Raw genomic sequence first — 20,003 nt, forward strand, 5'->3', positions numbered from 1 at the left:
CTGGAGACAATAGCGCTATGGAACCACCTGATCCCATTCCGAACTCAGAAGTGAAACGTAGCTGCGCCGATGATAGTGTGGGGCCTCCCCATGTGAAAGTAGGTCATCTCCAGGGCCTAACATGAATAGCCCTCTTCAAGCGAAGAGGGCTTTTTCATTTGTATGGAAAAATTGCGCATCTCACCATTTACTGAAGTTGGTCAAAACAGAGTGAAATAAATGCTAAATGCCATTTAATCTCAGTAAAAAGGCGCTAAAATGGCCGTTTAACTTTTCTCGTGTGAGCGTGATGACTAAAATAACTTTACAAGATCTGATTAAAGATCGACGACCAAAGAATGAGGATGACTTGGTAAACCTGTCTGATGATGTTTGGGCGATGGGGGATTTGGCCACCATTGCACAAAAGCTCGATCAGGATGCTTTTAATTTGTTCATTGCCACCAATGTCATTGGCATTTGGAAAGGCGATGGTTGGGGCGGGGTGTTAGAGCATAATCAATTGTTGCCTCATGTCGTGCCTGCATTAACTGCAATGGGTTTGACAGACATGGCTCATCATTTTGAGCAGTTGCTCACACTGTTTCCATTTGATCCAACAGATCTCAATGTGGCAGACCATTTTCACGATCATTTAAATTTTCTTCTCAATCCCCGTTTTACTGTGGCCGATGAACGCTTGAGCACAATTTCTGATAAAACGCGCATGGAATTATCCAATCAGTTTCATGAAGAATTATCTGTATTAGATGATCAAGCCGAAGCATTATGGGCGTATGATGCGCCAGATCAAGAAGGCTGGGGCATGGTGCTGGCGAAGTTGCACTGAATAAAAAAGAGAACCTAAGGTTCTCTTTTTTATAATCTTGTGACTGCATCAGTCAGCGAGTTGATGGACATTAACCAAATGATCGAGCCAATAATCACAACCTTGATTGACCAATTCATAGGTCAATTCAAAATTACCTGTGTAATAAGGGTCTGGCACTTCATTGTGCTCAGGATGCTCAAGGGGTGCTAAAAATAGATGAATTTTTTCATCATATTGATCGGTGGGCGGTAGAGCTTTAAGGTCACGCACATTGTTGTGATCCATGGCTAAAATATAATCATAATGATCATAATCATCGCTCGTGATGCGGGTTGCAATCATGCCATCGCAGGTAATGTGATGATCTGCCAAAATTTTTTGTGTGCCAGCATGAGGGGGCTTACCTTCATTCCAGTCACCGGTGGCCGCCGATGCAATTTCGATGCGATCATCTAAACCGCGTGCGATCACTTTTGCGCGAAAGAGTGCTTCAGCCATTGGGGAACGACAAATGTTCCCAAGACAGACAAATAAAACTTTAATCATCAAAATGTCCTATGGTTCTAAAATGGCTCATTGTAGCTTACAATGACGCATTAAGAACCATTATGATGACTAAAAGAACAAATTATGGCGTTTACAATTTATCATTCAAATCATTTAGATGACTTGCAATTCATGGCAAGTTACATCATTAAAAATAATCCGTTAGATGATCCGCTTGCACCTGAATATTTCATCATCCACAGTGCAGGCATGACCAACTGGCTCAAAAGTGCACTGGCGACAGAGCACAATATTTTTGCCAATACGCGCCTAGAATTCCCCATCAATCAGATTGTCACGATCCTTGAAAATCTATTGAGCCCAGAAGAGCGCGCGCAAACCAATCTTCGCATGTCGCGCTTGACGCTGACATGGGCAGTGTATGATGCCCTCAATCAACTCGATTTATCGGATTTGCCAGAACTTGCCAGTTATTTGAATGATAAAGGGGCGCAATCCGATGATGTGCGCATGATGGGGCTCGCTGAAGAGATTGCAGGATTGTTCGATAAATATTTAGCCTATCGTCCCGATTGGTTTGCCGCGTGGGAGAATCATCAACGCATTTTCCCAGACTCTCCGTATGAATCATGGCAACAGCAGCTCTGGCAAATCATACGTTCACAAGTGATTAAAAAATATTATTTAGCCAATATTTTATCGCATTTAAAAACCTTACCAAGCGAGCGCTATCAAGCTGCCACGATTCCACGACGCCTTTTTATCATCGGGATTTCAACGTTGCCCCCTTTGTTCATTGAATTGTTGCACGTGTTGAGTGAACACATTGATGTGCATCTGTTTTTCACGAATCCATCTCAATTTTATTGGGGGGATTTAACGCAATATCGCCAGCGCACCATCGCGCGCATCAATTTTAAAACAGAAGATGCACGCACCGATTATTTAGCACCGAATGCACAGGCCGTTCAGCCAGATCAAGAAGAACATTGGCTTGAGTTCCATGGCAATCCATTGTTGGCAAACTTTGGTAAAATTGGGCGTGATTTCCTACATGTTTTGTCACAATATGATGATTTAAATGAAATTGAAGCATTCACCGAGCCCACAACGCCAGGTTTATTAGGTGAAGTGCAGCGCGCGGTTTATCATTTAGCCCCCATTCAGGCCGATGCTCCGAAATATTGTGTGGCTGAAGATGATGGCACCATTGCTTTTCATGCCCATTACAGCGAGCGCAGAGAAGTGGAAGGGTTGTATGATCAGCTGTTAAAGGCCTTCAATGAGGATCGCACGTTAGCGCCTAAAGATATTATTGTGATGGTTTCAGACATTGACCGCTATCGCCCCATGATTGAAGCAGTGTTTGGTTCACCCTTTGAGCCGCGCGCGAAAATCCCATTCACCATTTCGGATTTTACTTTAGGGAAGCATGAGCCCATTTTAGAGGCATTTTTACTGCTGCTGTCGATGTCTGAGAGTCAGTTTACTGTCTCAGAGATTTTAACGCTGTTGGACATCCCTGAAATTGGTGAGAAGTTTCACATCAAAATTGAGGATCGAGCCCTCATCAAACGTTGGATTGATGCCTCAAACATTCGCTTTGCCATTGATGATCAACACTTAGATGACATGCACATCCGTGATGATTTCACCAATACTTGGTTGTGGGGCTTAAAACGTCTGTTGTTAGGGTATGCTGTCAATGACCACTATTCGTTAGAAGGTGTGCGAGCGCTGCCTTATGTACAAGGCGGGGATGCTGAAGTGCTCGGGCATTTAGCCGATTTCATTGATGCGTTGATTGCTTTGAAAGAAAAGCTCTCTCAGTCCTATTTACTCATAGAGTGGCGCACATTATTGCCAGAGATTTGGAACACTTTTTATGTGGACAATCAGGCGACGCAACTGCGTTTACAGCATCTACAAACCATTTGGAATACCTTCATCGATGAAGGATTAGACACAACCTTTCATGATGAAGTGTCGATTCATTTGATGCATCGTCATCTAAATGAGCACCTCTCATCTTTCCGCCCAGAATCACGATTTTTAACCGGTTCTGTGAACTTTTGTACATTCATTCCAATGCGTTCGATCCCTTTTAAGATTGTCTGTATGTTGGGCATGAATCAAGACAGTTTCCCGCATCGTCGTCAATACCCAGAATATGATTTGATGCAGGCGCATCCTGCGCGTGGGGATCGCTCGGTTACGAATGATGAGCGTTATCTCTTTTTAGAAGCCATTTTATCGGCGCGCACGCAGCTGTACATCAGTTACATTGGGCGCAATATTCATAACAACAGTGAGATGTTTCCCTCATTGTTTGTCAATGAGTTGCAATATTATTTAGATGAACTGGCTGTCATGTCATCTGGGGCATCCGTGAGTGAAGCATTGACGCATCGCCATCCTTTGTCACCCTTTAGCCCGACACTGTTTAAGGCAGACAGCCCGATTCGTTCTTTTCAAAAGCCTTGGTTGCCCACATCCGCAGTGATCAATGATGCGCCATTTGTGCCAGCGCCTGTTGAGGTGACCACGTTAACACCTAAGCAGCTCATAGATACCTTTAAAAATCCCATCAAAGCTTATAGTCTAAAGCACTTTGGCATTCATTATCAAAATGATCAAGAGGATGAATTGCCCGATGATGAGCTCTTTAGCCTTGCTCAATACAATGGGTTAGAGGCTTATGTGGCACGCGTGCAGCTGCTTGAGGATCTTTTTTACAATGATCTGCCCGCCGATGATTTATCGGATTATGCCCATCATACGCTGTTTCATCGTTATAAAGCGGAAGGGCGATTGCCTAAATTTGCCTTTGCAGAGATTGATTGGCAAGATTTTGCAGAACCAATTGTACAACTTGTGCTTGCAGGTAAGGCACAAGGTTGCCAATATGGCGCGCAGCAACAAGTGCAGGTGGCATTGGAAAACTGCACCATTGAGGGTACCATTGATGGCGTGCAGGATGTGCAGCAAACCACAGTATTTGTGGGTAAATGGACGCTGCATCGTCAATTTGAAGCATTCATCACTCATTTATTGAATGTGATGGCGCTGGGCAAACCGATTCATTCGCACATTTTTTATTTAGAGGAGAGCGTGGGGCATTTTGAGATTTCAGGCATCACGCCCGAGATGGCAAGGCAACATTTAGAAACCTTCTTTGAAGGTTATACGTTAAATCAACAGACGCCATTTTTACTCATTGCTTCGAAGGATTATCTTAAAACGGGTGCAAAAATCATCAAGCCGCATCAACATTTCATTGATCAAATGTATCATCATTACAATGAAACGGTGGCACATGAATATTTATCACAATCTGACAATCATGAATTTAATACCAAAATTGTGCAGCGTTATTGGGCCAGTTTAGAGTCCGTGCATGATGCGATGCGGGCGCGATTTGTGCCGGTGGTCACCTTAAAAGAAGTGATGGGGTATCTTTATTTTGTGACGCATTATCAATCTCTCTTGCCAGAAAAACCGCGAAAAAAGGCAAAAAGCTAAAAAAATGCGCAACTGACATAAAATATTTAATTTCAATGGATTAAATGGGTTTTATGCAAGTTGCGCACAGTGTTATCCACAGGTTACGTGGATTGATCCACAACTTTTGTGGGGTTCAGTGGCTGTTTAAAATGGCATGAATGACGCTGTTGGCTTTGTGACGCGTTTCTGCCAATTCACGTTCTGGCACAGAGTCATGCACAATGCCTGCGCCAGCTTGAATGGTGGCCATGCCATCTTGTACATTGGCAGAACGAATCACGATGCAGCTGTCTAAATCGCCAAAACTATTGAGATAACCAATGGCACCGCCGTAGCTGCCGCGTGCGACAGATTCATATTCATAGATGGCAGTCATTGCCGCAATTTTCGGGTCGCCGGTTAATGTGCCCATGTTCATGGTGTGAATGTAAGCATCAAAGGCATCGAGATGATCTTGCAATTGCGCTTGTACGTTTGAAACCAAATGCATCACATACGCATAGCGATCGACTTTCATTAAATCTTTAACATGAAAAGAACCAGGTTTAGCAATCGGCGTTAAATCACGTTCTGCAAGATCCACGAGCATCATATGCTCATTGACTTCTTTCGGATCATTGAGGAGATCTTGCTCCAGTTCTAAATCGAGTACCGGATCAATGACATCATTCACTCGTCCACGTGGGCGTGTGCCTGCAATCGGATAAAGCTCGACAATGCGCGAGGTGTGATCAAACTTCAATGCGCGCTCAGGGGATGCGCCAAAGAGGGTGAATGCATCATCTTGTAGATAGAAAAGATAGGGGCTAGGATGGGCAGTTTTTAGGGCAGCATACGCATTAATGGCAGAAGGACAAGCCACTTGAAAACGGCGAGAAGGTACGATTTGTTGAAATTCACCGGCTTTCACGCGCTCAATCAAAGTGGCAACAGTGTTTAAAAACTCATTCGGATCATCCACTTCCACAATGTCATGGTTCACATTGGCATCATACGTTTCTGGCGTGAAAACCTGTTCGGCGTGTTGATTGATTTGCTGAGCGGCTGCATCGATGTCAAACGGCGTATTTTGATGACGGCCAAATTGATTGTGCTGCACATCGGCAGTTTTTGCCACATGATCAATGATGATCAATGTTTCTGCCACATAGACTAAAAGATCATGCCCGCGGTTGGTTTCAGGCACAGGGATATCATAATAATAACCCACTAAATCATAGCCAAGTAAACCTGCCATGAAATAGGTGTATTCATTATCATGGGTGCGATCAGCAAAGCTTTGTACAGTGCGAAGGACATCCATTGGGGAGAATTGCCCACCTTTAGGGAAGGTGAAAATGAGTTGCGTTGCCGTTTTTGCCGTTAAGTTGATGTGAATGGGCGCGTTGCTAATGAGTTCAAGAAGGGCCGTGCCATTATCTGTGAGCGCTGTTAGAATCACCTCTTGCCCAAAGCCTTCAATCTTAATGGCGGCATCGGTCAATAAAAAGCTTTTGAGGGCATGTTGATGATCCACATCCGCCGATTCATACAATAGATGATGATTGCGATTTTGCGTTAAAGCTTGGTATAAACCGAGCGGATCACGTGGGAAAGAGAGCGCGGCGGTTGTGTAAGATGCTGAATGTGTCATGTGTGGTCCTTTGATGTTTGAAATATGATTGTCTGTTGAAAAGTGCGTTTGCGGACCAATGTGCATGCACAAAAAAAGCCCGCTTGCGCGGGCTTGATCGACTGATGACGTCTTTATTGAACGCACAGCACCATCTCCCGCGAGGAGGAGATGTGCCACCATAAATATTGCGTCAAATGCGTCATGTTGTGTCCTTATTCGTAAATTGAGCTTAGATATTACGGTCAAAAAGTTTTTTTTGTCAATCAAAAATGTAAAATTTTTTCAAAGCGGCGTAAACAGATGCTGTGAGATGCGTGGTAAATGGGTATAATGGTCGCACGTTATCTGCGCTAGATTCATACACGCTAGGATGTATAATACTTCTTTTCACATTTGAGGCAATTTGAATGAATAATAAAAAGATTGCGGGCAATCTTTCAAAAAATGCCATCTATATTTTGCCGAATTTATTTACAACGGCATCTTTGATGACGGGTTTTAGCTCGATTCTCTTAGCTTTAGAAGGGCGTTTTGCCCAAGCCGCTGTGCTCATTTTTGTATCCATGGTGTTAGATGGTATGGATGGGCGCGTTGCACGCATGACCAATACACAAAGCAGTTTTGGTGAGCAATATGACTCCTTAGCCGATGTGATCGCCTTTGGTGCTGCGCCTGCCATTTTGGTTTATATGTGGTCCTTTCAAGGTTTAGGTGAAGTCTCTAAAGTGATTGGCATCGGTTGGTTTGCCTCATTTGTGTATTTAGCCTGTGCGGCGCTTCGTTTGGCGCGCTTTAATGTGCAAATTGGCTCTGTGGATAAACGTTATTTTGTGGGGCTGCCAAGTCCGACAGCTGCGGCGATTGTTGCAGGTGCTGTGTGGGCAGGGGAAGTTGGGCTTAAAAAGCTTGGGGCTGCTATTGGCACGGATTTAAGTTATACCGGTCATGATGTGACAGGTTTAATGGTGATCATTACGTTGTATGCCGGTTTAATGATGGTGTCGAACTTTTTGTTCTACAGTTTTAAAACGGTTGCCATTAAACGTGTGCGCTTTACGACCTTGATCATTGTGGTGTTGTATGCTGGCATGCTCATTGCATCACCTTCGATTGTGCTTTTCTTAACGGCATTTTTATACGGAATTTCATCACCGATTTATTGGTTCTATCGTCGTCACATTCGCAAAAAACGCTTTTTGGCATTGATCAAAGCGCGCGGTGAGCGTAACAAAAAGAATGACTGATCAACACGCTCAATACCTTCGATTATTAAAGATCCCACTGTGGCATTCACGCACCAGTGGTGATCCTGCTTATGAGATTGAAATCACCGCTGAGATTGAAGAGCGCGCGCGAGTCTCATTGCCACCATTGCCTGAAGTTGCACCTGTTGCACCGCCTGCTGAGGTCATGCGCGCACCTAAGCCTGTGGAGATGCCAGAGAGTCAGCCGATTGTACCAGTGGCAAAACCACAGCCGACAATCAGTGCCGCTGAACCATACATTGCTGAGGCCATCAGCCACAGTACGCATGCGATACACATCGATGCGGCAATGTGCAGCGCTTGTCAATTGTCGAAAGCACGCACGCGAGTGGTCAAAGGCGCGGGGCATGCAAAGGCGCGATTGATGGTCATTACAGAAGCGCCGACGCTTCAAGAGGACATTGCCGGTCAGCCTTTAGCCGGGCGCGCTGGGCAGCTCTTTGATGAGATGCTCAAAGCAGTTAAATATTCGCGCGATGATGTTTTCATCACGCCTTATGTAAAATGTGCCCCTTTGCAAAGTTTGATCAGCGCCGCTGAAGAGGCAGAATGCTCGGGGCATTTACTCAATGAGATGATCGCACAGATGCCTGAGCGCATTTTGATTTTAGGCCGTCATGCTGCGCGCGCGGTCTTGAATGTGCAATTGCCATTTGAACAACTGCGCACTGGGCAATTTCACCTGAAGGTGGATGGGCGGGCGATACCGGTGCAAGTCAGTTATAATCCTTACCAATTATTAAAATTCCCTGAAGAGAAACGCAACGCCTGGCAAGACATGAAAAGGCTGATAGGATAATCCATGCAAACACTATGCTTTGAGCCCATTATACCGGCAGATTTTGCCGCCCTTTATGCCATTGAACGCAGGGCATATCCGATCCCTTGGCAAGAAAAAGTGATGCGCAATATGGTCGATGGGCATGATGAAAAAATTAAAATTTTGCGCAATCAACAGATTTTAGGCTATGCTTTTGTGATGACGGTGTTAGATGAAGCCACTTTATTGAACATCACCATCGATCCCGATGAGCAAGGTCACGGTTATGGCCGACAATTATTACAATACCTCAAAGCGATCCTCAAGGATAAAGGTATTTACAGTCTATTTTTAGAGGTGCGCATGAGCAATGCTCCGGCTCGTCGTTTATATGAAAGCGAAGGGTTTCATGAGATTGATGTGCGCAAAAACTATTATCCCACCGCCAAAGGGCGAGAAGATGCCATCATTATGGCGTGTTCGTTATAACAGTTGAAGGATTATGGAAATTTTAGATTTAAAAAATTTACACTGTCCGATGCCCATTTTGAAAACAAAACAGGCATTGCAAAAAATGAATGAGGGCGAAGAAATCACAGTTGTGACCACAGATCCGCACTCGGAAATTGACTTTAAGGCATTTTTAGGCAAAACTTCTAATCAATTAATGAAATTTTGGGTAAAAGATGGTGAGTATTTCTTTATCATTAAGAAGATTAATGGGTAAAAATATACTTAGATGATCTTTCGTGAATTTATGTGGTGTCGCTAAATAATGAGTACAGTTTTATTCATCATACCGTGTTTAACAAATCGTTTACCAAAAGCCTGGAGCAGCAACATTGCCTCTGTGGCGCTTGATGGTGCGTACGAGAAATTTTTACGTTTATCCACATCACATAAAACTCATCATCATACGATTAAAGATGCATTAGATACGTATCTACATTTGCCAGACAATGTGGCGTGGGCGCGCTGCGGCTTAGATGCCAGTGGCATTCGTGTGCGCTCAAACAACTGGTTTAAATTAACATTGCTCACAAAAGTTGGACCCACAGCATTGCGTGGGCACATGGTACAAAAGATGGCAGAGGATTTTGCCCATCATTTCTCCTTTGCTGAAGACTCGATTGTCACAACAGGCGGCGACTGGTTCATCTCGTTAAAGCAGCACAATCAAGTGACCTCCACGCCCCTTTGGAAAATCACACCGCAAGATCGCGATTCAGGCAGTTATGGTTTAAGTGGGGAAGATGCCGCCTATTGGCAAGAGCAATTCATCAATGCGCAGCAGTGGCTGAAAACTTATTCGTATAATCGTTTACGCATGCGCCAAAAATATGATCCGATTGTGGATTTTTGGCCATGGGGCAATGGTGGTGAGCATGCATTCAATCGCCAAGAGATTGAGTATTCTGCCATTTTCTCAGACAGTGCCATTGTCCGTGGTGTTGGTAATGCCGCAGGTTTATCCTATTTTCCGCTTCGCAACTCAACGGCTGATTTTTCACAAATGGTGCATAATCATCCAAACATCTGCGTGGTGGATGATCGCTTGGTCAGCAAAGTGTCTGACAATGATATTTTAGGCTGGCTAGATGCCCGCACACAGATTGCGAATATGCTCTTAGCGCCAACACTTGCGGCGGTTGATCAAGGCTTGATTCAAAATGTCATCATCGATACGGTGGATGGTGAACGTTTTATTTATAATAAGAAATTTAAATTTGTCTTGATCCGCCCGAAATTCACTTATCGATATTTAGCCGAATGATCATTACTGAACGCACTGTGAGCACAGCGGCGACTTTAAGCACTGTGCCGTTATTAAATCGCGTCTTGCAGCGCCGAAATTTTCAATCCATCGAAGATTTGACCTTTAGTCTTAAGGATATGTGTCCGCCTTCTACTTTAGAAGGCTGTGAAGCAGCTGGGGAACGCATTGCTCAAGCTGTGATGCATCAGCAAAGCATTCTGATTGTGGGCGATTATGATGTGGATGGCGCAACCTCAACTGCTTTAATGATGCGTTTACTGCGTGCCTTTGGCGCTGAGTCGGTGCGTTATCGCATTCCTAATCGTATGTTAGATGGTTATGGATTAACAACGCCTTTACTGGAAGAGATCGTGGCAAAAGATCAGCCAGAGCTCATCATCACGGTGGATAATGGCATTTCAAGCATTGAAGCCATTGAGCGCGCGAATCAATATGGCATTGAGGTGATTGTCACAGATCATCATTTGCCGGGCGATGTATTGCCAAATGCCGCGGTGATCGTCAATCCTAATTTAGTGGGCAGCACATTTGAAAGTCGTGCGTTGTGTGGCGTGGGCGTTGCATTTTATGTGCTCACTGCAACGCGCCGTGCGCTTTTAACCCATGGATATTTATCAAAAGAGACTGCGCCAAATCTCGGTGATTATCTTGATTTGGTGGCGCTGGGCACAATTTCAGACTTAGTGCCCCTTGATCGCAACAATCGTTGCCTTGTGCAGCAAGGCATTGAACGCATTCGCCGTGGGCGCACGTGTGTTGGGATTGAGGCATTATTGGCCGTGTCGGGTAAAAATCAATCTGAGCTCTCCACCACAGACATTGCGTTTGGCATCTCGCCTTTACTCAATGCGGCGGGGCGTTTAGATGATATGCGCGTTGGTATTGAATGTTTATTGACAGATTCAAGGCAGCAAGCGGCATATTATGCCGAACGATTGTTTGAGTTTAACCAAGAGCGCAAAGAGATTGAGCGCTCAATGACGGCAGAAACCCAACACATTTTAGATGCCATCACTTTAAATGCGGATGCATTGCCAAGTGCATTGGCGCTATATGATGCTTCTTGGCATCAAGGCGTGATTGGCATTGTGGCATCCCGCGTCAAAGAGCGTTTTGATCGCCCCACGTTTATTTTTGCAAAAGAGAGCGATGAGCTGTTAAAAGGTTCGGGGCGTTCGATTGCAGGCATTCATTTACGTGATGTGATCGATGAGATTGCCACAGAAAATCCAGGCATCATTAAACAATTTGGTGGCCATGCGATGGCGGCAGGTTTAACGCTGTATGAATCTCGTTTAGAGGATTTTCGTGCGGCGTTGAATCAAAAAGTTGAGAAATTATGGGGCGGTTTAGATCAAAAAGTGATGTATACCGATGGTCCTTTATTCCCAAGTGATCTGACCATTGAACATGCAGGCATCCTAAAAACAGCGATGCCGTGGGGGCAAATGTTTCCAGAACCGCTTTTTGACAATACTTTTGAAGTGGTGGATGTTAAGATTTTAAAAAATCTGCACCTTAAATTGACCCTAAAGCATCTTGAGGCCAATCTCTATTTTGATGGGATTGCCTTCTTTAAAGCCTCAGATTGGCAGGAAAAGACGCAAAAAGTACGATGTTTATATAAACTCGATGTCAATGAATGGCGCGGACGACGATCTTTACAATTGCTCATTGACCACATTGAGATGGAAAGCTAATAGCCAATTCGCGGCAATCTGTGTTAAAATCCCGAGCCAATCTTTTTTGGCAAACCAACCTTTCAGGGGATCTAATATATGTTGCGAATTATTGAGCAAGCGCTAACTTTCGATGATGTTTTACTCGTTCCAGGGTACTCAGAAGTCCTTCCTAAAGATGTATCTTTAAAGACTCAACTGACCAAATCCATCAGTTTAAACATTCCACTGCTATCGGCTGCGATGGACACAGTGACCGAAAGCCGTTTAGCCATTGCGATGGCACAACAAGGTGGTATCGGTATTGTTCATAAGAACTTAACCATTGAAGAACAAGCCGCCGAAGTGCGCAAAGTGAAGAAATTCGAAAACGGCATCATTTCAGATCCCGTGACTGTGACACCAGATATGACATTGGCCGAACTTCGCCACATGTTCACCACGTTTGAAATCTCAAGCGCACCGGTGATCGATGCGGGCAAAGTGATGGGCATTGTGACCAACCGTGATGTTCGCTTCCATGATAACTTAGCCATTCGCGTGAAAGATGTGATGACGCCACGTGATCGTTTAATCACAGTGAAAGAACACACAAGCCGCGAAGAGATCGTAGATTTATTACAACAACACCGCGTTGAGCGTTTAGTGATTGTCAATGACAACAATGAACTTCGTGGTTTAGTGACGGTGAAAGACATCTCTCGCTCTCAATCTTTCCCAAATGCATGTGTTGATGCCAATGAGCAATTGCGCGTAGGTGCTGCTGTGGGCGCAGGCGCTGGCACAGAAGAGCGCATCGAAGCACTCGCAGCCGCTGGTGTTGACGTGATCATCATCGATACGGCGCATGGTCACTCTAAAGGCGTGATTGATCGCGTGCGTTGGACAAAAGAAAGATATCCTCACATTCAAATCGTTGCTGGTAACATCGCAACTGCTGATGCTGCGATTGCCTTGGCAGAAGCTGGCGCAGATGCCGTTAAAGTGGGCATTGGCCCTGGCTCAATCTGTACAACACGCATCATTGCCGGTATCGGTGTGCCACAAATTAGTGCGATTGCCAACGTTGCAGAAGCTTTAAAAGGCCGCAACATTCCTGTGATCGCTGATGGTGGCGTACGTTACTCAGGTGATATGGTTAAAGCATTGGCAGCAGGTGCATCTTGCATCATGGTTGGTGGTTTATTAGCCGGTACAGATGAAGCACCTGGCGACATCGAATTCTACCAAGGCCGTGCATATAAATCTTATCGCGGCATGGGTTCATTAGGCGCAATGGGTGCAGGTTCTTCGGATCGTTATTTCCAAGAAGGCACCACATCCGATAAACTCGTACCTGAAGGCATTGAAGGCCGCGTAGCGTATAAAGGCTCATTGGTGCCCATCGTGCATCAATTGATGGGCGGCATTCGCGCAGGTATGGGTTATGTGGGTTGCGGTACAATTGCTGAAATGAATGTGAAACCACAATTCGTACAAATTACAAACGCAGGGATGCGTGAGTCACACGTGCATGATGTAACCATTACAAAAGAAGCACCGAACTACTCAAGCTGATTCCTCTCTTTTTATTAACTTTTATGTCAAAGAATTATGAGTCAAGATATTAAAACCGAAGAAGTAAACGAAAGTCATTTGATTACCGAACGCCGTGAAAAATTGGCTGCCATTCGAAAGGAAAAGCCTGTTGCGTTCCCAAACCATTTCCGTAAGGATACGCACGCGAAAGATTTACACAAGCGTGCAGAAAACATGGATAAGGAAGCGTTGGCAGAAGCAGCGATTCACGTAAAAATGGCTGGGCGCATCATGTCTAAGCGTTTATTCGGCAAAGGTGGCTTTGTTGTGCTTCGTGATCAGACGGGCGACATTCAACTTTTCTTAAATACAGGTTTGATCGGTCAAGAGAAGTTTGAAGAGTTCACGCATTGGGACATTGGTGACATCATCGGTGTGTCAGGTGTGGTGTCGCGCTCTGATAAAGGTGAATTGACGGTTCGTGTCTCAGAGATTGACTTATTGACTAAATCTCTTCGTCCATTGCCAGATAAATTCCATGGCTTAACGGACATTGAAGCGCGTTATCGTCAGCGTTATGTGGATTTGATTGTGAATATGGAAGCCCGTGAAGTGTTCCGTAAACGCACGCAAATCATGCGCACGATTCGTAACTTCTTTGACAGCAAAGGTTTTGAAGAAGTAGAAACGCCAATGATGCATCCGATTCCGGGTGGGGCAAATGCCAAACCTTTCATCACGCATCACAACGCGTTAGATATGGAATTTTATCTTCGCATCGCGCCTGAGTTGTATCTCAAACGCTTGGTTGTGGGCGGCATGGAAAAAGTGTACGAAGTGAACCGTAACTTCAGAAATGAAGGCGTGTCTACTCGTCATAATCCTGAGTTCACCATGGTGGAATGGTATTGGGCTTATGCAGATTACCAAGACATGATGAATTTCACTGATGAGTTGATGACCACATTGGCCATGGAAGTGACAGGTTCAACCGAAGTGCCTTATCAAGGTTTGACATTAGATTTCAGCAAACCTGCCACGCGCATGACGGTGCAAGAATCCATCATTCATTATTATCCTGAAGCGAAAGCCTTTGATTTAGATACCCGTGAAGGTGTTGCACAATTGGCGACATCCATCGGCATTAAATTCAAAGATTCAGATGGTTGGGGTAAAATCTTGATGGAAATCTTCGATGAAAAAGTTGAAGAAAACTTGATGCAGCCAACATTCATCACCGCTTATCCATCAGAAGTGTCACCATTGGCGCGTAAAAATGATGACAATCCACTCATCACTGACCGCTTTGAATACTTCATTGGCGGCCGCGAAGTGGGCAATGGTTACTCTGAGTTAAATGACGCAGAAGATCAATACCAACGCTTTATGGCGCAAGTGGCTGAGAAAGATTCAGGCGATGATGAAGCGATGCATTTAGATAAAGACTTCATCACAGCATTGGAATATGGCTTACCGCCAACAGCAGGCGAAGGCATCGGGATTGACCGCTTGGTCATGATCTTTGCAGATGTTGCCTCCATTCGTGATGTGTTATTATTCCCACACATGCGTAATCGCGCGGAATAAGATTTAAAGATTCAACAAAAGCTTTAGTCTTCACTAAAGCTTTTTTTATATAAAGGACAAAAACATGGCAAATGATAAACACGTGATCATTGGTGCAATGGATGAAGAAGTGGGTGCTTTAGTGGCGCGCATGGAAAATGTTGTGGCATCAACGATCGATGGCATTGAAATTCATGAGGGTTTACTCGGTGGTCAAGCAGTTGTGGTGGCAAAATCTGGCATTGGTAAAGTCAATGCCGCTTATACGGCCACAACTTTAATCAAAGCTTTTGCACCTAAGCAAGTGATCAATATTGGCAGCGCAGGCGGCACAAAATTGGGTCAATCTGTGGGCGATGTGGTGATTGCCAATCGCTTGCAATATCATGACTTTGACATTGGGCCAAATACGCCCACGGATCCGCGCTTTATTTTTGAGCAAGGTCATGCCGATTTAACGGGCATTGAAACTGTGCTCAATGAGTTGAATGTGCCGCATCACATTGGATTGATTGTATCCGGTGATCAATTTGTGACCAAAGATTCAGAAGCATTTAAACGCATTCAGGCCAAATTTGACCAAGCGGTTGCGGTGGATATGGAAGCGGCAGCGATTGCCTGCGTGTGTGAAAAATTGGGCACGCCATGGATTGTGCTGCGCTCATTGAGTGATGTGACGCACAATGAAGGCAACGATATGGACTTTGAAACCTATTTAGCCAAAGCCAGTGCCAACTCAGCATTGATTGCGCAAGAGTATGTAAAATTGATCTAAATGATAGGATCTTAATGTAAAAAGACCGTTTTGCGGTCTTTTTTATTGCCTGACGTTTGTGAGAATCCTTGTTAAGATGAAAGGTATGATCCATCATTTGTCGGAGAACGCATGAACATCGAACGTTGGTATCCTCATTATCACATTGCCCCAGAGCGCGGTTGGCTCAATGACCCCAATGGCTTGGTGTATTTCAAAGGGCAATATCATGTCTTTTTTCAACATCATCCGGATGCGCCAAAATGGGGATTGATGCATTGGGGGCATGTGGTGAGTGATGACATGGTGCATTGGCAGCCTCAGCCGATCGCGTTGACGCCTTCAGAGCCTTATGATCAAGATGGCTGTTTTTCAGGTTCGGCGTTGGTGAAGGATGATCTACTTTATCTGTTTTACACAGGTCATGTGATTGTGAATGATTCGGTGGAGCCGCCCATCATTCGCCAAGTGCAGTGCTTGGCCACCAGTGAAGATGGCATAAAATTTCATAAACAAGGCATCATCATTGAACCCCCTGAAGGTTACATGCATTTTCGTGACCCAAAAGTGTGGCAAGATGCCAAAGATTATAAAATGATTTTAGGGGCAGCACATGAATCCCGCGGGGCAGAGCTGTTGCTCTATCGCTCGGATGATCTTCATACTTGGCACTTTGAGCGAATTTTTTGGCAAACGGATCGTACGGATGTTTATATGTTTGAATGCCCGGATTTAATGTTTGTGGATGATCATGCGGTATTGATGTGTTCGCCTCAAGGCATGCAAGCGAAAGGTTATGATTATCGTAATCTTTTTCAAGCAGGTTATTGGCTTGGCAAATATGCAGCAGGGGTATTTACAGCGACCGCGGATTTTCAGGAGCTCGATCACGGGCATGATTATTATGCGCCTCAAAGTTTTGTGTCCGCGGATGGCCGGCGCATTGTGATCGGATGGATGGACATGTGGGAGGCGAATATGCCAAGCGCGGCCGATGGGTTTGCAGGTGTGTTGACGGTGCCGCGGGAGATTGAGATTAATGATGCAGGTTTGCTCACACAAAATCCTATACGGGAATTGTCTATGCTACGAAGTGAGCCCACAACGCGAACGCACATTAATCTAACGAATGGCATTGAAAATCTCTATCTCTCGACTAAAAGTGCAGAGATCATTTGCCAAATTGATTTGACGCAAACAACCGCAGACAAAGCAGGGCTGTATTTGGCAGCCTCCGGTGATTTTTCTGAATATGCAGCGTTGTATATAGATCAATCTTGTGGGCGTTTATTTTTGGATTTAAGTCATATGGCATCGGGCAGCGATGATGAGCGCTCCATTCCTTTACCCATAGGAGATGCGCTGACATTGAGGATATTGATGGATGCATCCTCCATTGAGGTGTTTGTCAATGATGGCATTGCGGCATTGTCGAGTCGGATTTATCCTAATAACTCAACACGGGCAATGGCTGCCTTTGCAAACACCGGCACTTTGAAGATCACAAAGCTTGAGCATTCGGTCTTGAAATCGATGCGATAACCTCATATGATCACTAGAAGCAGCATAAAAAAGATGATAAATAATGATAAAGGTATAAATATGGAATTTACAGAAAAACTCACCGCATTGTCAGGCAAGATCAGACAACAAAAAGATTCAATTCAAACAGAAGAAGCCACGAAAACGGCATTTTTATTACCTTTTATCGGGCAAGTGTTGGGGTATGATATTTTTGATCCAAGTGAAGTGATCCCTGAATATACAGCAGATGTGGGCATTAAAAAAGGTGAAAAAGTCGATTATGCCATCATGCATAATGGTGAATTACAAATTTTGATTGAAGCGAAAAAGATCAATGAAGATTTAAGTGTGCATCATTCTGCCCAATTGTTCAGATATTTCACCACAACCACTGCAAAACTTGCCATTTTAACCAATGGTCAAATCTATAAGTTTTATACGGATCTAGACAGTCCAAATAAGATGGATGAGAAGCCATTTTTGGAAATTGATTTATTAGAATTAGATGATTTAGCCATTTCTGAATTGCGTAAATTGGCTAAAAATAATTTTGATGTGGAGTCTGTGTTAAATTCAGCCGGTGAGTTGAAATACCTCAATGCCATAAAAAAGATTTTAGGTGCTCAGTTAAAAGAACCTGAAGATGATTTTATGCGTGTATTCATTTCGCGTGTGTATGATGGGCAAATCACTCAAAAAGTGCGTGAGCAGTTTTCTCCTTTAATTATTAAAGCTTTTTCACAATTCATCAATGATCGCATCAATGCAAGATTAAAATCAGCAATGGCGGGCGATGTTGAAGTGAAGCCGGTTTTGTCATCGGATGCCACAGAGACACAAGAAGATGATCAGGATAAAGATGATGGCATCGTCACCACGTTAGAGGAGATTGAGGGCTTTAACATTGTGAAGGCAATTGTGCGTAAACACATTGACCCGAATAAAATCGTGGCGCGCGATACCAAAAGCTACTTTGGCATTTTGTATGATGACAATAATCGTAAGCCCATTTGTCGTTTGCATTTTAATCGCGCTCAAAAATATATTGAAACATTTGATGAAAATAAAGAGAGTGTACGCCATCCGATCACTTCTGTGGATGAAATTTTTGATTTTGAGGATCAATTGGTGGCTGTGGCTTTATCGTATGAATAATGCATTAATGTTCACACAGTGAAAGTAAAAAGGTTGGCAATGCCAACCTTTTTTAATGCGTGGGGATGGATGTCATCACTTACCACGTGGGCGCGGAATCACTTTCCAATCAAAGGGTGAAAAGCGTGCAAAGAGCACCATGCCTGTGAACCAAATGGTGGTGCTCATTAAAACTGTTGCGGAGATCGCGGGATTCGCTTGCCATAAATCCACGCCCACCACTAAATACCAACACGCCAAAAAGCTGCCCCAAGCGTGGGTATAACGTTTTGCCTGCAGTAAACCGCGCAAAGGAAAGAGGAGTGGCACAATCCAAATGATGATCAAAAAGCCCTCCGGCAATTCTGAATGAATTTTTTTCAGCACGATGCCAAGCAACAGTGTGATGAATAAAATGGCATAGCCTGCGAGCGTCAAAATGCGCGATAAAGGAAGAATAGGGTGGTGCATAACAGATCCATTATGAGTACAATGAAGCGATTTTACCATGTTTTCAAACGAGCGGGATCATCATGCCAGAATTACCAGAAGTCGAAACCACCAAGCGCGGCGTTGCACCATATTTGCTCAATGAGTCGATCACGAAAATCGACATTCATCATCGATCATTGCGCTATCCTGTGGAGGATGCCATTTTATTAATGGAAAATCAAACCATTACGGATGTCACGCGCCGTGCCAAATATTTGATGATTCACACGGCAGGCTTTTATTTGATTGTGCATTTAGGCATGTCCGGCAGTTTACGCGTGAGCTTGCCTGATGAGCCTTTAAAAAAGCATGATCACTTGGTGTTTCATCTCTCAAATGGAAGGGAGCTTCGTTATCATGATCCGCGCCGTTTTGGTTTTGTACAGCTCTATCAAGGAGATGTGACGCCAGATTATCTCACAAAATTGGCCCCCGAGCCTTTGAGTGATGAGTTTAATGTCGATTATTTTCAGTCCATCATTGTCCGCAAAAAGCAGCCGATTAAGGCATTTTTGATGGATCAGCGCTTTGTGGTGGGCGTTGGGAATATTTATGCCAATGAGTCATTATTCATGAGCGGCATTCATCCTTTGACTCGCACACAAGATTTAACACAAGCGCAATGCACCGCATTGGTGAGCAATATTCGTGCAGTATTGGCGCGCTCGATTCAAGATGGCGGCACTACGTTGCGTGATTTTATTCAGCCCGATGGCACGCATGGCTATTTTGCGCAAATGCTCTCTGTTTACGGGCGTGAAGGTGAACCCTGTTTAACCTGTGGCACATTGATTGAAAAATGTGTGGTGGCGCAGCGCTCGACATTTTGGTGCCCAAATTGTCAGCCAAAACAGGATTAATTGATATTTTAAATGATAAATGAGCTAAAATTTGTTATCCTAATGGACGATTATTTATGTTTGTCAATCTTAATGTAACCTAAAATTAACGATCCATCGGTAGTTTTGATTAAAATTAAGTATTGAGTTGTATTATCAGAGAATAAAAACCGATTATATGGCACGATACGTTCACTGTATATGTAGGTAATAATAAATTTTAGTTATTATGTATGTAAGGCATTTCGATTGGCGACC

Annotated in this window: 17 protein-coding genes and 1 rRNA gene; 15 read left to right on the forward strand and 3 right to left on the reverse strand. The window is 44.1% G+C overall.

Annotation, left to right across the window (positions count from 1 at the left end):
* Both rrf and B9T10_RS00010 read left to right on the forward strand, forming a co-directional pair.
* A 5S ribosomal RNA gene (gene rrf / locus B9T10_RS00005) occupies positions 1 to 115 on the forward strand.
* 174 nt (positions 116 to 289) lie between these two features.
* Positions 290 to 829: a hypothetical protein gene (locus B9T10_RS00010; RefSeq protein WP_246534939.1), complete on the forward strand. Its 540-nt coding sequence runs from the start codon at positions 290 to 292 to the stop codon at positions 827 to 829.
* A 48-nt stretch (positions 830 to 877) separates the two neighbouring features.
* On the opposite strand, the gene B9T10_RS00015 is transcribed toward B9T10_RS00010, so the two are convergent.
* Entirely contained in the window at positions 878 to 1,357 is a 480-nt protein-coding gene (locus tag B9T10_RS00015; RefSeq protein ID WP_094493252.1) for a low molecular weight protein-tyrosine-phosphatase, read from the reverse strand.
* Between the two features lie 84 nt (positions 1,358 to 1,441).
* Between B9T10_RS00015 and recC the strand changes: the two genes are divergently transcribed.
* Positions 1,442 to 4,840 carry an exodeoxyribonuclease V subunit gamma gene (recC, locus tag B9T10_RS00020; RefSeq protein WP_094537499.1) on the forward strand — a complete coding sequence of 1,133 codons (3,399 nt, stop codon included), beginning with the start codon at positions 1,442 to 1,444 and terminating at the stop codon, positions 4,838 to 4,840.
* 115 nt (positions 4,841 to 4,955) lie between these two features.
* On the opposite strand, the gene B9T10_RS00025 is transcribed toward recC, so the two are convergent.
* A complete protein-coding gene (locus B9T10_RS00025; protein WP_094538012.1) occupies positions 4,956 to 6,455 on the reverse strand; it encodes an anthranilate synthase component 1 in 1,500 nt (499 codons plus the stop codon).
* 389 nt (positions 6,456 to 6,844) lie between these two features.
* Between B9T10_RS00025 and pssA the strand changes: the two genes are divergently transcribed.
* The 11 genes from pssA (at position 6,845) to B9T10_RS00080 (ending at position 18,435) form a co-directional block, all read left to right on the forward strand.
* Positions 6,845 to 7,681 (forward strand): CDP-diacylglycerol--serine O-phosphatidyltransferase, encoded by an 837-nt coding sequence (gene pssA, locus B9T10_RS00030; RefSeq protein ID WP_008314037.1) that lies wholly within the window; start codon positions 6,845 to 6,847, stop codon positions 7,679 to 7,681.
* Positions 7,674 to 8,501, forward strand: coding sequence for a uracil-DNA glycosylase (locus B9T10_RS00035; protein WP_094537500.1), 828 nt, complete (start codon positions 7,674 to 7,676; stop codon positions 8,499 to 8,501). Before pssA ends, B9T10_RS00035 begins: the two co-directional genes overlap by 8 nt.
* A 3-nt stretch (positions 8,502 to 8,504) precedes the next feature.
* Positions 8,505 to 8,951 (forward strand): ribosomal protein S18-alanine N-acetyltransferase, encoded by a 447-nt coding sequence (rimI, locus tag B9T10_RS00040; protein ID WP_008314041.1) that lies wholly within the window; start codon positions 8,505 to 8,507, stop codon positions 8,949 to 8,951.
* Between the two features lie 13 nt (positions 8,952 to 8,964).
* Positions 8,965 to 9,189 carry a sulfurtransferase TusA family protein gene (locus B9T10_RS00045; protein WP_094488772.1) on the forward strand — a complete coding sequence of 75 codons (225 nt, stop codon included), beginning with the start codon at positions 8,965 to 8,967 and terminating at the stop codon, positions 9,187 to 9,189.
* A gap of 48 nt (positions 9,190 to 9,237) precedes the next feature.
* A complete protein-coding gene (locus B9T10_RS00050) occupies positions 9,238 to 10,236 on the forward strand; it encodes a hypothetical protein (protein ID WP_008314044.1) in 999 nt (332 codons plus the stop codon).
* On the forward strand, positions 10,233 to 11,939 hold the full coding sequence (recJ, locus tag B9T10_RS00055) for a single-stranded-DNA-specific exonuclease RecJ (RefSeq protein ID WP_094537501.1): 1,707 nt from the start codon (positions 10,233 to 10,235) through the stop codon (positions 11,937 to 11,939). Before B9T10_RS00050 ends, recJ begins: the two co-directional genes overlap by 4 nt.
* A gap of 78 nt (positions 11,940 to 12,017) precedes the next feature.
* Positions 12,018 to 13,475 (forward strand): IMP dehydrogenase, encoded by a 1,458-nt coding sequence (gene guaB / locus B9T10_RS00060; protein ID WP_008314046.1) that lies wholly within the window; start codon positions 12,018 to 12,020, stop codon positions 13,473 to 13,475.
* A 36-nt stretch (positions 13,476 to 13,511) separates the two neighbouring features.
* Positions 13,512 to 15,023, forward strand: a complete 1,512-nt coding sequence (gene lysS / locus B9T10_RS00065) for a lysine--tRNA ligase (protein WP_094491942.1) — start codon at positions 13,512 to 13,514, stop codon at positions 15,021 to 15,023.
* A gap of 64 nt (positions 15,024 to 15,087) precedes the next feature.
* Positions 15,088 to 15,777, forward strand: coding sequence for a 5'-methylthioadenosine/adenosylhomocysteine nucleosidase (locus B9T10_RS00070; RefSeq protein ID WP_018122995.1), 690 nt, complete (start codon positions 15,088 to 15,090; stop codon positions 15,775 to 15,777).
* A gap of 111 nt (positions 15,778 to 15,888) precedes the next feature.
* The gene (locus tag B9T10_RS00075) at positions 15,889 to 17,298 is read left to right on the forward strand and encodes a glycoside hydrolase family 32 protein (protein WP_094537502.1); all 1,410 of its coding nucleotides are present in this window, start codon (positions 15,889 to 15,891) and stop codon (positions 17,296 to 17,298) included.
* Between the two features lie 60 nt (positions 17,299 to 17,358).
* Complete coding sequence (locus B9T10_RS00080) at positions 17,359 to 18,435, forward strand: type I restriction endonuclease (protein ID WP_063503296.1); 1,077 nt, start codon at positions 17,359 to 17,361, stop codon at positions 18,433 to 18,435.
* A 75-nt stretch (positions 18,436 to 18,510) separates the two neighbouring features.
* Here B9T10_RS00080 and B9T10_RS00085 read toward each other — a convergent pair whose 3' ends face one another.
* Positions 18,511 to 18,885 (reverse strand): DUF2069 domain-containing protein, encoded by a 375-nt coding sequence (locus B9T10_RS00085; protein WP_018122998.1) that lies wholly within the window; start codon positions 18,883 to 18,885, stop codon positions 18,511 to 18,513.
* 62 nt (positions 18,886 to 18,947) lie between these two features.
* Between B9T10_RS00085 and mutM the strand changes: the two genes are divergently transcribed.
* Positions 18,948 to 19,766 (forward strand): bifunctional DNA-formamidopyrimidine glycosylase/DNA-(apurinic or apyrimidinic site) lyase, encoded by an 819-nt coding sequence (mutM, locus tag B9T10_RS00090; RefSeq protein WP_094537503.1) that lies wholly within the window; start codon positions 18,948 to 18,950, stop codon positions 19,764 to 19,766.
* Positions 19,767 to 20,003: the final 237 nt, after the last annotated feature.

This window comes from Wohlfahrtiimonas chitiniclastica (assembly GCF_002252325.1).
Taxonomy (GTDB): Bacteria; Pseudomonadota; Gammaproteobacteria; order Cardiobacteriales; family Wohlfahrtiimonadaceae; genus Wohlfahrtiimonas; species Wohlfahrtiimonas chitiniclastica.